The following is an 11,931-nucleotide window of genomic DNA, read 5'->3' as shown; positions in this document are numbered from 1 at the left end:
GCACGTCGTCCCCGCGAAGGCGCCTTGCTGCGCAAGGCCCCAAGTTTGTTCGTGTTATGTCAGCTGAACCTGGATTCCCGCCTGCGCGGGAATGACGTGCTAACGGCAGCCGGAAAAACGCGGATAGCCGCAGGCGATCAGGTCGCCGACGTCCGGGTTCTCCAGGTAATCCAGGTGCGCCGCCACCGGATTCTCGATCAGCCCGAGCCAGGTGCGCGCATTCGACACCAGCACGTCCGCCACGGCAACGTCCGGCGCCGCATAGCGTGCCGGCAGCAGGCGGTAGGACAGCAGGTCGTTCGGATCGGTAAAGGCGACCACCGCCAGCCGGGCGATCGCTTCCGCACGTGAACTTCCGGCCTGGCGCCGGCGCAGCTCGAGGAAGCGCTGCAGCGCATCCGGCGTGCCGGCGCTGCGCAGGTCGGGCTGGCGTTCGATGTTCTGTCCGGCCAGGCCGAGGATGGGCAACTGATTCCCCGCCATGAACAGCAGGCCCAGCCGGCGCGATGCCTGCAGGCCCAGCTCGCGGGTGCGCGGCTGGGTCGACTCCAGCATGCTGCTGAGTGCATCGAACAGGATCTTGCTGCCCAGGCTTTCGGCGACCACGGCCAGGGTGCGCTCGCCGTTCGGATTGCTTTCGATGATGCGCGACACCGATTCGACCATCGCCTCGCGGATCGCATTGCCGCTCTTGCCTTCGTAGATGACGACGTCGGACAGGCAATCGTTCAGCAGCCGGTCCTTGACGTAGCCGTTGAGCCAGGCGCGCTTGGGCTTGCACTCGCCGTTACCGGCGCTTGAACAGTCCGTCGGGGTGCCGGTGTTGTCGTAGTCGAGCTGACGCTTGAGCGGCGCGGTCAGCGGCGACCAGATCAGGGCATGGAAGCGCACCGGCGTGCCGCCGATCTGCTGGCGGCGCTCGACCAGCTGGATGCCGTTGCTCGACGCCACCGCCTGCGCCGGCACGTTCGCCGACACCACGCCGGCGATGCGGTCGATGCCGTGATTCGCCCAGGCCGCATCGTGGGTGCACATGCCGTGCACGAGGATGACGTCGAGCGGGCGGCCCCCACCGTTCTGGACCAGGTTGACGATGCCGGGGAAGGGGGCGCTGTCGCGCACCACGACGGCCGGACGGTAAGGCGTGCTGCAGGCGGCCAGCAGGGCGGGGATCAGCAGGACCAGCGGTCGCAGCAGCGTCAAGGGTGAATGCCACATGATTCTTCCCTCCAGGAGCGCCGGCCGGGGCGGTCGGCAGACGGACTCGACTATAGCGAGCCTGCCAGGGGAGGGCGGGGCAATTCGATGCGCGGGTGATCCGAGTCAAAACAAAAAAGCCGCGCACTGTGAAGTGGGCGGCTTTCTTTTTCTACAGAGGAACCAGATTACTTGATCTTGGTTTCTTTGTAGATCACGTGCTTACGTGCTTTCGGGTCGAATTTGGTGATTTCCATCTTCGCCGGCATCGTGCGCTTGTTCTTGGTCGTGGTGTAGAAGTGACCGGTACCTGCGGTCGATTCCAGTTTGATCTTGTCGCGGCCAGTTTTTGCCATGATAGCTCCCTATTTAGATTTTCTCGCCGCGGGCGCGCAGATCGGCCAGCACAGCGTCGATGCCCAGCTTGTCGATAACGCGCAGGCCGGCATTCGAAATACGCAGGGAGACCCAGCGGTTTTCGGATTCTACGAAGATACGACGGTTCTGCAGGTTCGGCAGAAAACGACGCTTGGTTTTGTTGTTGGCGTGGGAGACGTTGTTGCCAACCATCGGGCCCTTGCCAGTAACTTGGCAAACACGTGCCATAGCGCACTCCTTGAGTAAACTTCCACAATTGGAAAAACGAGAGTATAGCGCGAAAACAGCAGCGTAATCAATAACTTGCGAAAAAAAATTGTTTCTTAAATCAGCGCGAAGATTTAACAATCGTAAAAATACGCAACTATGTGCTGTAAACGCCTGTTTTCACACTGTTATCCGGCCGCCGCGGGGGCGTCCGGCCCGTGCTGTTCAGTGTGGCGCGGCTGCCCGTTTCAAGCGCCTGCGCACGTTTGGCATAGTTCAAACCCACGATCTTCGTATGCCTCAGTGTGGGTCCCTGACCCAACGAGGATACGATGCACGACGATTCCCTGGCCGAGCCACGGCCTGTCCATCGCAGCACTGCGCAGCCCGGCTCGCCGATGCCGACGGACTGGCGTCCCTTATTGGCGCTGCTCGCCTGGTGCCTGGCCTTTCTCGCGATCCGCCTTGCCGAGCACGGCACGCTCGAGCGCGACGAGGCCGAGATCGTCTATCTCACCCAGCAGTTGCGGCTCGGCTACGGCACCCAGCCGCCGCTGTACGCCTGGCTGCAGTGGCTGGTGTTCGCGGCTTTCGGCATCGACCGTTTTGCCCTGCTGATCCTGAAAACCTGTGCAATGGCCGTCACCTGCATTGCGATGTTCCAGGTGGCCCGATCGCTGGTTGGGCGCCGCGCCGCGCTTGCCGTCAGCGCGTCGCTGGCGCTGTTCCCGCAGGTCGCCTGGGAAGCGATGCGCATCCAGACCCATTCGGTCCTGATGACGGCCATCGCCGCGGCAACCCTGTGGTGCTATGTCGCGCTGTTGCGAAAACCGAGCCTGCTGCGCTATGCCGGCTTCGGCCTGCTGTGCGGGCTGGGGCTGCAGGCCAAGTACAACTATGGCGTGTTCCTCGCAGCCGTCCTCGGCGCCAGCCTGCTGGTGGGCGAACACCGCCGGGTGCTGTGGACCTGGCGGGCCTGGGCGGCGGTCCCGCCGGCCCTGTTGCTGGTACTGCCGCACGCGATATGGATGATGCAGTACCCGGAACTGGCTTTCGGCGGCACGCTGCGCAAGATGCAGGAGGGCGCGGCGGCGGCGCCATGGCTGGAGCGGGTCGCGCAGGGCGGGGTGAGCGTGCTGGCCGCGGCGCTCAGCTTCGTGGCACTGCCGCTGCTGGTGTGGATGGCCGTTTTGTGGCGCCGGCGCGCGTTGTGGCGCGGCCAAGTGGCGTTCGATGCCGGGCCGGCCGGCCGCTTCTTCGCCTGCCTGTACGGCATCTGCGCGGCGTTGCTGCTGGCACTGGTGCTGACGGGGGAGGTGGGCACGATCAAGGAGCGCTGGATGATCCCGCTGCTGTTTTCGCTGCCGCTGGGCGTGCTCGCGATGTTTCCGGCCCTGGCCAATGATGCGATCTGCACGGCCATCCTGCGCGTGTCCGGCGCCGTCGCGCTGTGCCTCCTGGCGCTGCTGCCGGGGCGGACCTGGCTGGGCCCGGCCATCGGCAAGGAGATGACGCGCCACCACCCCTACGCCGCGCTGGCGGATGCGTTGCCGCGGCATTGTCCGGCGGCACGCGCCATCGTGACCGAAAGCCTGCTGTCGGCCGGCAACCTGCATTTCGTGCGGCCCGCGCTACCGGCCCTGTTGCTGGAAGATGCGCTGCGCGAGTCCGTGCCGCTGCCGGTCCCGGCTGCGTTCGTGGCGCATGCACGGGAAGCGCCGTCTGCGCAGGCGATGTTTTATCGGGCCTGGCCAGCGGCGCAACTGACGAACCCGCAGCTTGTCAGCCTGCCGCTCGAAGACGGCAGCGGCCGGCGCATGGCCTTCCTGCTGGCCTGCGTCGGCACCGGGCCGCCGCCTTGAAACCTAGATCTGCCCGTGCTCGGCAAACGAATGGACGTGTGGCCCGGCCACCACGAAATGGTCGAGCACGCGCACGTCGACCAGCGCCAGCGCCTGGCTGAGCGTATGCGTCAGCCGCAGGTCGGCCTCGCTCGGCTCCGGCGAGCCCGACGGGTGGTTGTGGGCCAGCAGGACGTTGGCGGCATTGCAGGCCAGCGCTTCCTTGACCACCTCGCGCGGGTGCACGCTGGCGTGGGTGAGCGTGCCGCGGAAAAGTTCTTTGTCAGCGATCAGGCGGTTCTTGACGTCTACAAACAACACCACGAAGGATTCATAGGGACGCCCGCCGAGCTTGATGCGCAGGTAGCGCTTGACCGCCTCGGGCGAAGACAGCAAATCGCCAGCCTGCAATTGCTCGGCGATGGCGCGCCGCGCCAACTCCATCACGGCCTGCATCTGCGCATACTTGGCCATGCCCAGCCCGTGCACCTCTGAAAAGTCCGATAGCGAAGCCCCGAACAGCCCGTGCAGGGAGCCGAAGTGCTGCAGCATGTCGCGTCCCAGTTCGACCGCGCTCTTGCCGCGCACGCCGACGCGCAGCAGCAGGGCCAGCAATTCGGAGTTGGACAGCGCTTGCGCACCGTCGCGCACCAGGCGCTCGCGCGGCCTTTCCTGCTCGGACCACTCATTGATTCCCATGACTGATTCCCTTGTTTTCTCGACAAAAAGTGTCTTGTGGATGCATCGATGGGGCGGGCGGGATTGACGGCTCTGGCTTACAATAGCGGTTTGCACGCAACCCGAATACGCAATGTCCACCACCAACGCTCCCATCGTCACCGAATCGGCTTACCTGACCCTGCATTATCGTCTTGCCACCGCCGACGGTACTGATATCGTCACTACCTTCGGCAGCACGCCGGCCACGCTGATGCTGGGCCAGGGCCAGCTCGCACCCTTCCTCGAGCAACGCCTGCTGGGCATGGCGGAAGGCACGCACCAGACCTTCGAGCTGAGCGCCGCGGACGCGTTCGGCGAGCGCAATCCCGAGCTGATCCAGCCGGTGTCGAAAAAGACGCTGGAAGAGAATTCGGTGCCGGACGCCGATTACCAGGTCGGCGACCTGGTCGATTTCGCGGCGCCGGGCGGTGGTCGTTTTGCCGGCGTGCTGCTGCAGATGCGCGAGAACGATGCCCTGTTCGACTTCAACCACCCGCTGGCCGGGCAGCCGCTGAAGTTCGAAGTGAACCTGATTTCCGTCCTCTAAATACTGGCCAACCAAGCATGGAAAACGAAATCCTGTTAGCCCAGCCGCGCGGCTTCTGCGCCGGCGTCGACCGTGCGATCGAGATCGTCGAGCGCGCCCTGCAGCAGTTCGGTGCGCCGATCTACGTGCGCCACGAAATCGTGCACAACGCCTACGTGGTCAACGACCTGCGCACCAAGGGCGCGATCTTCATCGAAGACCTCGACGACGTCCCGGCGGGCAATACCCTGGTGTTCTCGGCCCACGGCGTGTCGAAGGCGGTGCGCGAAGAAGCCGAATCGCGCGGCCTGAAGGTGTTCGATGCCACCTGCCCGCTGGTCACCAAGGTCCACGTCGAAGTCGCCAAGATGCGCAAGCAGGGCGCCGAGATCATCATGATCGGCCATGCCGGCCACCCGGAAGTCGAAGGCACCATGGGCCAGGCGGAAGAGGGCATGCACCTGGTCGAGACCGTCGACGACGTGAACACGCTGCAGGTTGCCAATCCGGACCAGCTGGCCTATGTGTCGCAGACCACGCTGTCGGTCGACGACACCGCCGAGATCATCGAAGCGCTGAAGGCGCGCTTCCCGAACATCATCGAGCCGAAGAAGGGCGACATCTGCTACGCCACCACCAACCGCCAGGAAGCCGTGAAGTTCATGGCGCCGCAGGTCGAGGTCGTGGTCGTGGTCGGCAGCCCGAACAGCTCGAACTCGAACCGTCTGCGCGAAGTGGCCGACAAGATGGGCACCCCGGCCTACATGGTCGACAATGCCGCCGCCATCGATCCAAGCTGGATCGCGGGCAAGCGCCGCATCGGCGTGACCGCCGGCGCCTCGGCCCCGGAAGTGCTGGTGCAGGCCGTGATCGACCGCCTGAAGGAACTGGGTGCGGCCAGCGTGCGCGCACTCGAAGGCGTGGAAGAGAACGTCACTTTCCCGCTGCCGAAGGGCCTGACCGGCGACGCCGCCGGCGCATCGGCACCGGCCGCGGCATGATGGGATACCGATGAGCGGCTTCGACGCAATTCCCCTGGAGTTCTTCCAGGACTACCCGGAGCCGGGTGTCAAATTCATCGACGTCGGCTGCGTGTTCGACAACCCGGTGCACTGGCAGCTGGCGATCGACACCCTGTACGAGCGCACCGCGCACCTGCACTTCGACTTCATCCTGGCGATGGACGCGCGCGGCTTCATGCTCGCCGGCGCGCTGGCCTATAAACGTGCGATCGGTTTCGCGATGGCGAGAAAGCCCGGCAAGCTGCCGGGCGAGGCGATCAGCATCGATTACCAGCGCGAGTACGGCAGCGCCACCATCGAGATCCAGCCGGCCCGCATCAAGGGCGAGCACGTGCTGATCGTCGACGACGTGCTGGCCACCGGCGGCACCATCGAGGCGGCCGCCAGCCTGCTGCGCCAGGTGGGCAAGGAAGTGGTCGGCGCGACCGCGCTGTTCGACATCGCCTTCTTCGAGGGCAAGCGCACGCTGACCATGCCCATGATTACGCTGCGCAAAGTCTGATCCTGCCTTCATGGCGATAAAAAAGCCGGCGCTCCGCAAGGAGACGCCGGCTTTTTAACGTCTGGCTACAAGCAATCAGAACTTGTAGTTGTAGGCCAGGCCGAGCAGCTGCATGTGGGTCTTCCAGGTGCCGCGCACGGTCTCGCCGTTGCCGGTGCAGGTGGTCGCGGTCGGGTTGCAGTTGTTGGTGTAGTTACCCGGCGCATCCTTGAAGTCCAGGTAGGAGTAGGCCAGGTCCAGAGACGAAGCCGGGGTCAGCTTCCAGTTGGCGCCGAAGGACAGTTGCAGGCGGTCGGCGTCCGGCAGGGCGGCGTGGCGCAGCTCGGCGCTGCGTACCGGCGCTTCGTCGTGGGCGATACCGCCGCGCAGGGTGACCTGGTCGTTCAGCTTGTAGTTGGCGCCCAGGGCCACGCGCACGGTGTTCTTCCACTGCTGGCGGATCACCTCGTTGCCTTCGGCGGTGCCGACGAAGACGATGTCGATGTTATCCATGCGCGAGTTGCGGGTCCAGGTCACGTCGGCCATGCCGGCCCACTTGTCGTTGAACTGGCGGAAGGCGTTCAGCGACAGGGTTTCCGGGGTGCGGATGTCGACCTGGGCCGCCGAGTTGGCGCGGCGCGCGGCGCCCTGCAGGACCGCGTTGACGACCGGGTCGCGGCTCACGCCGGAGAAGTCCCAGGTCGCGCCGCCTTTCAGTTCGTGCTGGATCGGCGAGCGGTAGGCGATGCCGAAGCGGGTGTTCTGGTCCGGCGAGAACATGTAGCCGATATTGAAGCCATAGCCCCAGTCCTTGCCCTTCACGGCGGCGTGGGCGTCGCCCGCGGTCGCCAGTGCGGCCGGGTTGCCGCCCAGCGCGGCGATCTGGCGTGCCAGCACGGCGCCGGTGCCGGTGGCCTGGGCCGCGGCGATGGTGCCCGGGATGTCGACGCCCTGGCCCAGGCGGGCCTTCATGAATTCGATGTCGATGCCGAAGCCGAAGGCGTGCTGCTCGTTGAGCTTGAACGCGACGGACGGGTTGAAATTGACCGCTTCCAGTTTGATGTCGGTCAGCGAGTAACGGCCGGTCCAGTTCGAGTCATAGTTCAGCTTGGTGCCGTAAGGGACGAACACGCCCAGGCCGGCAGTCCACTGGCTGTCGATCTTCTGGCTGTAGTACAGCGAAGGCGCGGCGACGGCGCTCGGCGCGTAGTCGTCCTGCGAAGCCGGACCGCCGGTCGGGGTGCGGGTGAAGCGGGTCGAGCCGGCATCCTGGAAGCTCGAGTGCGGGGCCAGGACGGTCACGCCGCCCATGATCTGCTTGCCGTCCAGGCGCGACAGGCCGGCCGGGTTGGCGAAGATGGTGGAGGCATCGGCGGCTTCGGCGCCGTTGGCTTCGGCGCTGCCCTGGGCGGACACGCTCTGGGAGCCAAAACGGTAGCCCGAGGCGAGAGCGCTGGTGGAGGCGGCGGCCAGGGCCACGGCAACCAGGAGAGTCAGGTGTTTCTGTTTCATTAAGTCTCGCTAAATCGTTATGTTTCAAATGGCGCGCCCCGGCGTGGGTATGGCTGAGGATCACGCGGCGCGGAGCATACTACAGACTGCAAATTCGTGACGGCGACATGTCATTTTCTTCATGCGTGGGCGATGGATGTAATATGATGATGTCGCTCGGAAATGGGCTACGCCGCCGCGCGGCGCAACAAGAGAAAGAGAACCCCAACGATGGAAACTTTTATCCAGCAGATCCTCAACGGACTGGTGCTGGGCAGCATGTATGCGCTGATCGCGCTCGGCTACACCATGGTGTACGGCGTGCTGAACCTGATTAACTTCGCCCACGGCGACGTGCTGATGATCGGCGCCATGGTCGGGCTCAGCATCCTGAAGCTGCTGGACGCGCACTTCCCCGGCATGTCCGGCTGGCTGCAGCTGGCGATCGCGATCATCGGTGCGATCCCGGTGACGATGCTGGTCAACGTGCTGATCGAACGGATCGCCTACCGCCGCCTGCGCAATGCGCCGCGCCTGGCGCCCCTGATTACCGCGATCGGCGTGTCGATCCTGCTGCAGACCTTCGCGATGATGATCTGGGGCCGCAGCCCGCTGCCTTTCCCGCAGCTGCTGTCCTCGGACCCGATCTTCGTCGGCGGCGCCGTGATCTCGCAGACCCAGGTGCTGCTGCTAGTGCTGGCCGCTTGCGCCATGCTGGGCCTGGTGTTCCTGGTCGAGAAGACGAAAATGGGCCGCGCCATGCGCGCCGTCGCCGAGAACCCGCGCGTGGCCGGGCTGATGGGCGTGGACGCGAACCGCGTGGTGGTCACCACCTTCGCCATCGGCGCCGCGCTGGCCGCCGTCGCCGGGGTGATGTGGGGCGCCAACTATGCCTCGATCCAGTTCGCGATGGGTACTGTGCCGGGTATGAAGGCCTTCTCGGCCGCGGTGCTTGGCGGTATCGGCAATATCTATGGCGCGATGATCGGCGGGATCGTGCTCGGCATCATCGAGAGCCTGGGCGCCGGCTATATCGGCGACCTGACCGGGGGCTTCCTCGGCAGCCACTACCAGGACATCTTCGCCTTCATCGTGCTGATCCTGGTGCTGACCGTGCGGCCGTCCGGCATCATGGGCGAGCGCGTGGCCGACCGCGCGTAAGGGGAGATCGAGAACATGGCTCTCCTGACCTTCGACACCGCGCACAAACCGCGCCAGGCCTATGCCAGCATGGCCGTCCTGCTGGCGGTGATGCTGGTGTTCCCCTTCGTTGCCAGCCAGTTCGGCAACTCCTGGGTGCGCATCCTCGACATGGCCCTGCTGTACATCATGCTGGCGCTGGGCCTGAACATCGTGGTCGGCTTTGCCGGCCTGCTCGACCTCGGCTATATCGCCTTCTTCGCGGTCGGCGCCTACCTGACCGGCCTGATGGCGTCGCCGCAGTTCGCCGCGCTGCTGGAATCGCTGGTGAACTATTCGCCGGCGCTGGGCGAGGCGCTGGTGGCGATGTTCGGCGAGGACATCCGCACCAACGGTATTCACCTGTCGGTGTGGGCGATCGTGCCGCTGGCCGCCATCGTGGCCGGCCTGTTCGGTGCGCTGCTGGGCGCGCCGACGCTGAAGCTGCGCGGCGACTACCTCGCCATCGTGACCCTGGGCTTCGGCGAGATCATCCGGATCTTCATGAACAACCTGAACGATCCGATCAATTTCACCAACGGCCCGCAAGGCATCAACCTGATCGATCCGATCCGCATCTTCGGCGTCTCGCTGGCCGGCGAGGCCGGCTCGAAGGCGACGGTGTACGTCGGCGGCTTCGGCATCCCGTCGGTGAACGCTTATTACTTCCTGTTCCTGCTGCTGTGCATCGTGACCATCTTCATGACCAGCCGCCTGCAGCATTCGCGCCTGGGCCGGGCCTGGGTCGCGATCCGCGAGGACGAGATCGCCGCCAAGGCGATGGGCATCAATACCCGCAACGTCAAGCTGCTGGCGTTCTCGATGGGCGCCTGCTTCGGCGGCGTGGCAGGTGCCATGTTCGCGGCCTTCCAGGGCTTCGTTTCTCCGGAATCCTTCTCGCTGACCGAATCGATCGCCGTGCTGGCGATGGTGGTGCTGGGCGGCATCGGCCACATCCCCGGCGTGGTGATGGGCGGCGTGCTGCTGGCGGCGCTGCCGGAAGTGCTGCGCCACGTGGTGGAGCCGGCCCAGCAGGCGCTGTTCGGCAAGGTGCTGATCGAGGCCGAGGTGCTGCGCCAGCTGCTGTACGGCCTGGCGATGGTGGTGATCATGCTGTATCGCCCGGCGGGCCTGTGGCCGTCGCCGATCAAGGAAGACCGCCCGAGCGCGGCGCTGGCGAAGGAAGAGGAAGAAGAATGAGCACGGCGCTGCTGAACATCTCGGGTGTCAATAAACGCTTCGGCGGCCTGCAGGCCCTGACCGACGTCGGCATCCGCATCGAGAAGGGCCAGATCTATGGCCTGATCGGCCCGAACGGCGCCGGCAAGACCACCTTCTTCAATGTGATTACGGGCCTGTACCAGCCGGACAGCGGCAGCTTCGAGCTGGCCGGCAAGCCGTATTCGCCGTCGGCGCCGCACCAGGTGGCGAAGGCCGGCATCGCCCGCACCTTCCAGAACATCCGCCTGTTCGGCGAGATGACGGCGCTGGAAAACGTGATGGTCGGGCGCCACGTGCGCACCCGCCAGGGCGTGATCGGCGCGATCCTGCGCCACAAGGCGGCGCGTCTCGAAGAAGCGGCGATCCGCGCGAAAGCCCAGGAACTGCTGGACTTCGTCGGCATCGGCCAGTTTGCCAACCGCACCGCGCGCTACCTATCCTACGGCGACCAGCGCCGCCTCGAAATCGCGCGCGCGCTCGCCACCGATCCGACGCTGCTGGCGCTGGACGAACCGGCGGCCGGCATGAACGCCACCGAAAAGCTGGCCCTGCGCGAGCTGCTGGTGAAGATCCAGGGTGCCGGCATCACCATCCTGCTGATCGAGCACGACGTGAAGCTGATGATGGGCCTGTGCGACCGCATCTCGGTGCTGGAATACGGCAAGCTGATCGCGGAAGGCCTGCCGGCCGAGATCCAGAAGAACAAGGCGGTGATCGAGGCTTACCTCGGCACCGGGAGCAGTCATTGATGAGCGAGAACATTCTCAAGATTAGCGGCCTCAAGGTCGCCTACGGCGGCATCAAGGCCGTCAAAGGCATAGCCCTGGAAGTCAACCGCGGCGAACTGGTGACCCTGATCGGCGCCAACGGCGCCGGCAAGACCACCACCCTGAAGGCGATCACCGGCACCCTGCCGGCCTGCAAGGTCGAAGGCAGCGTGTCCTATCTCGGCCAGCCGCTGCTCGACAAGCAACTGAGCGCCAAGTCCTTCAAGCTGGTGCAAAGCAAGCTGGCGATGGTGCCGGAAGGGCGGGGCGTGTTCACCCGCATGACGATCCACGAAAACCTGCTGATGGGCGCGTACACGCGCAAGGACCAGGCCGGGATCGATGCCGACATCGAGAAGTGGTATGCGGTGTTCCCGCGCCTGAAGGAGCGTTCTTCGCAACTGGCGGGCACCCTGTCCGGCGGCGAGCAGCAGATGCTGGCGATGGCGCGCGCGCTGATGTGCCACCCGACCCTGCTGCTGCTGGACGAGCCGTCGATGGGGCTGTCGCCGATCATGGTCGAGAAGATCTTCGAGGTGATCCGCGACGTGTCTGCGCAGGGGATCACGATCCTGCTGGTGGAGCAGAATGCCAGGCTGGCGCTGCAGGCGGCGACCCGTGCTTATGTGATGGAGTCGGGGGCGATCACGATGAGCGGGAAGGCGGCGGATATGCTGCATGATCCGCGGGTGCAGGCTGCTTACCTCGGCGAATAGTACAACGTCATTCCCGCGAAAGCGGGAATCCATGCTGAGGCTCATTTGACGCGGCGTATGGATTCCCGCCTGCGCGGGAATGACGGCAAAAGCGCGGGAATGACGGCAAAGCGCGGGAACGACGAGATAACAAATAAAAACGGCCTGGACCGCGTGAGCGATCCAGGCCGTTTCTCCTTGGTAGG

13 protein-coding genes are annotated in these 11,931 nt (G+C 65.1%); 8 read left to right on the top strand and 5 right to left on the bottom strand.

Features of this window, described 5'->3' with window-relative positions; all coding sequences use genetic code 11:
• Nucleotides 1-99 precede the first annotated feature (99 nt).
• The 3 genes from NX782_RS21760 to rpmB all read right to left on the bottom strand — a co-directional run bounded on the left by NX782_RS21760 (nt 100) and on the right by rpmB (nt 1,803).
• Complete coding sequence (locus NX782_RS21760) at nt 100-1,218, bottom strand: hypothetical protein (RefSeq protein WP_258847588.1); 1,119 nt, start codon at nt 1,216-1,218, stop codon at nt 100-102.
• Between the two features lie 167 nt (nt 1,219-1,385).
• The gene (rpmG, locus tag NX782_RS21755; RefSeq protein WP_005665735.1) at nt 1,386-1,553 is read right to left on the bottom strand and encodes a 50S ribosomal protein L33; all 168 of its coding nucleotides are present in this window, start codon (nt 1,551-1,553) and stop codon (nt 1,386-1,388) included.
• 13 nt (nt 1,554-1,566) lie between these two features.
• Entirely contained in the window at nt 1,567-1,803 is a 237-nt protein-coding gene (rpmB, locus tag NX782_RS21750) for a 50S ribosomal protein L28 (RefSeq protein ID WP_060567073.1), read from the bottom strand.
• 311 nt (nt 1,804-2,114) lie between these two features.
• On the opposite strand from rpmB, the gene NX782_RS21745 reads away from it, so the two are divergent.
• Nucleotides 2,115-3,644 carry a glycosyltransferase family 39 protein gene (locus NX782_RS21745; RefSeq protein WP_258847587.1) on the top strand — a complete coding sequence of 510 codons (1,530 nt, stop codon included), beginning with the start codon at nt 2,115-2,117 and terminating at the stop codon, nt 3,642-3,644.
• Nucleotides 3,645-3,647: 3 nt separating this feature from the next.
• Here the strand turns inward: NX782_RS21745 and radC are convergent, their stop codons facing one another.
• Nucleotides 3,648-4,322 carry a RadC family protein gene (gene radC / locus NX782_RS21740; protein WP_258847586.1) on the bottom strand — a complete coding sequence of 225 codons (675 nt, stop codon included), beginning with the start codon at nt 4,320-4,322 and terminating at the stop codon, nt 3,648-3,650.
• Between the two features lie 112 nt (nt 4,323-4,434).
• On the opposite strand from radC, the gene NX782_RS21735 reads away from it, so the two are divergent.
• The 3 genes from NX782_RS21735 to NX782_RS21725 are packed head-to-tail and all read left to right on the top strand — an operon-like array spanning nt 4,435 to nt 6,393.
• Nucleotides 4,435-4,890 carry an FKBP-type peptidyl-prolyl cis-trans isomerase gene (locus tag NX782_RS21735; protein ID WP_258847585.1) on the top strand — a complete coding sequence of 152 codons (456 nt, stop codon included), beginning with the start codon at nt 4,435-4,437 and terminating at the stop codon, nt 4,888-4,890.
• Between the two features lie 17 nt (nt 4,891-4,907).
• A complete protein-coding gene (gene ispH / locus NX782_RS21730) occupies nt 4,908-5,870 on the top strand; it encodes a 4-hydroxy-3-methylbut-2-enyl diphosphate reductase (RefSeq protein ID WP_258847584.1) in 963 nt (320 codons plus the stop codon).
• A 10-nt stretch (nt 5,871-5,880) separates the two neighbouring features.
• Nucleotides 5,881-6,393: an adenine phosphoribosyltransferase gene (locus tag NX782_RS21725; RefSeq protein ID WP_258847583.1), complete on the top strand. Its 513-nt coding sequence runs from the start codon at nt 5,881-5,883 to the stop codon at nt 6,391-6,393.
• A gap of 75 nt (nt 6,394-6,468) precedes the next feature.
• On the opposite strand, the gene NX782_RS21720 is transcribed toward NX782_RS21725, so the two are convergent.
• Nucleotides 6,469-7,884, bottom strand: coding sequence for an OmpP1/FadL family transporter (locus NX782_RS21720; protein ID WP_258847582.1), 1,416 nt, complete (start codon nt 7,882-7,884; stop codon nt 6,469-6,471).
• Nucleotides 7,885-8,094: 210 nt separating this feature from the next.
• Here NX782_RS21720 and NX782_RS21715 point away from each other — a divergent pair, with 210 nt between their 5' ends.
• The 4 genes from NX782_RS21715 to NX782_RS21700 are packed head-to-tail and all read left to right on the top strand — an operon-like array spanning nt 8,095 to nt 11,746.
• Nucleotides 8,095-9,024: a branched-chain amino acid ABC transporter permease gene (locus NX782_RS21715; RefSeq protein WP_258847581.1), complete on the top strand. Its 930-nt coding sequence runs from the start codon at nt 8,095-8,097 to the stop codon at nt 9,022-9,024.
• Between the two features lie 15 nt (nt 9,025-9,039).
• Nucleotides 9,040-10,242 carry an ABC transporter permease subunit gene (locus tag NX782_RS21710; protein WP_258847580.1) on the top strand — a complete coding sequence of 401 codons (1,203 nt, stop codon included), beginning with the start codon at nt 9,040-9,042 and terminating at the stop codon, nt 10,240-10,242.
• Nucleotides 10,239-11,012: an ABC transporter ATP-binding protein gene (locus NX782_RS21705; RefSeq protein ID WP_258847579.1), complete on the top strand. Its 774-nt coding sequence runs from the start codon at nt 10,239-10,241 to the stop codon at nt 11,010-11,012. The genes NX782_RS21710 and NX782_RS21705 overlap by 4 nt, the downstream gene beginning before the upstream one ends.
• Nucleotides 11,012-11,746: an ABC transporter ATP-binding protein gene (locus NX782_RS21700; RefSeq protein WP_258847578.1), complete on the top strand. Its 735-nt coding sequence runs from the start codon at nt 11,012-11,014 to the stop codon at nt 11,744-11,746. The genes NX782_RS21705 and NX782_RS21700 overlap by 1 nt, the downstream gene beginning before the upstream one ends.
• The last annotated feature ends 185 nt before the right edge of the window (nt 11,747-11,931 follow it).

The sequence above is a fragment of the Massilia norwichensis genome (assembly GCF_024753245.1).
Classification (GTDB): Bacteria; Pseudomonadota; Gammaproteobacteria; order Burkholderiales; family Burkholderiaceae_D; genus Telluria; species Telluria norwichensis.
Note: the sequence above shows the minus strand (reverse complement) of the source record. Positions and strands in the feature narration are given on the sequence as shown.

Bases quoted from the DNA above. Each gene is read 5' to 3' on its own strand.
- NX782_RS21700 (WP_258847578.1), top strand. From the start codon at position 11,012: ATGAGCGAGAACATTCTCAAGATTAGCGGCCTCAAGGTCGCCTACGGC.
- NX782_RS21710 (WP_258847580.1), top strand. From the start codon at position 9,040: ATGGCTCTCCTGACCTTCGACACCGCGCACAAACCGCGCCAGGCCTAT.
- radC (WP_258847586.1), bottom strand. From the start codon at position 4,322: ATGGGAATCAATGAGTGGTCCGAGCAGGAAAGGCCGCGCGAGCGCCTG.
- NX782_RS21760 (WP_258847588.1), bottom strand. From the start codon at position 1,218: ATGTGGCATTCACCCTTGACGCTGCTGCGACCGCTGGTCCTGCTGATC.
- NX782_RS21715 (WP_258847581.1), top strand. From the start codon at position 8,095: ATGGAAACTTTTATCCAGCAGATCCTCAACGGACTGGTGCTGGGCAGC.
- NX782_RS21745 (WP_258847587.1), top strand. From the start codon at position 2,115: ATGCACGACGATTCCCTGGCCGAGCCACGGCCTGTCCATCGCAGCACT.
- NX782_RS21725 (WP_258847583.1), top strand. From the start codon at position 5,881: ATGAGCGGCTTCGACGCAATTCCCCTGGAGTTCTTCCAGGACTACCCG.
- NX782_RS21735 (WP_258847585.1), top strand. From the start codon at position 4,435: ATGTCCACCACCAACGCTCCCATCGTCACCGAATCGGCTTACCTGACC.
- ispH (WP_258847584.1), top strand. From the start codon at position 4,908: ATGGAAAACGAAATCCTGTTAGCCCAGCCGCGCGGCTTCTGCGCCGGC.
- rpmB (WP_060567073.1), bottom strand. From the start codon at position 1,803: ATGGCACGTGTTTGCCAAGTTACTGGCAAGGGCCCGATGGTTGGCAAC.
- NX782_RS21705 (WP_258847579.1), top strand. From the start codon at position 10,239: ATGAGCACGGCGCTGCTGAACATCTCGGGTGTCAATAAACGCTTCGGC.
- NX782_RS21720 (WP_258847582.1), bottom strand. From the start codon at position 7,884: ATGAAACAGAAACACCTGACTCTCCTGGTTGCCGTGGCCCTGGCCGCC.
- rpmG (WP_005665735.1), bottom strand. From the start codon at position 1,553: ATGGCAAAAACTGGCCGCGACAAGATCAAACTGGAATCGACCGCAGGT.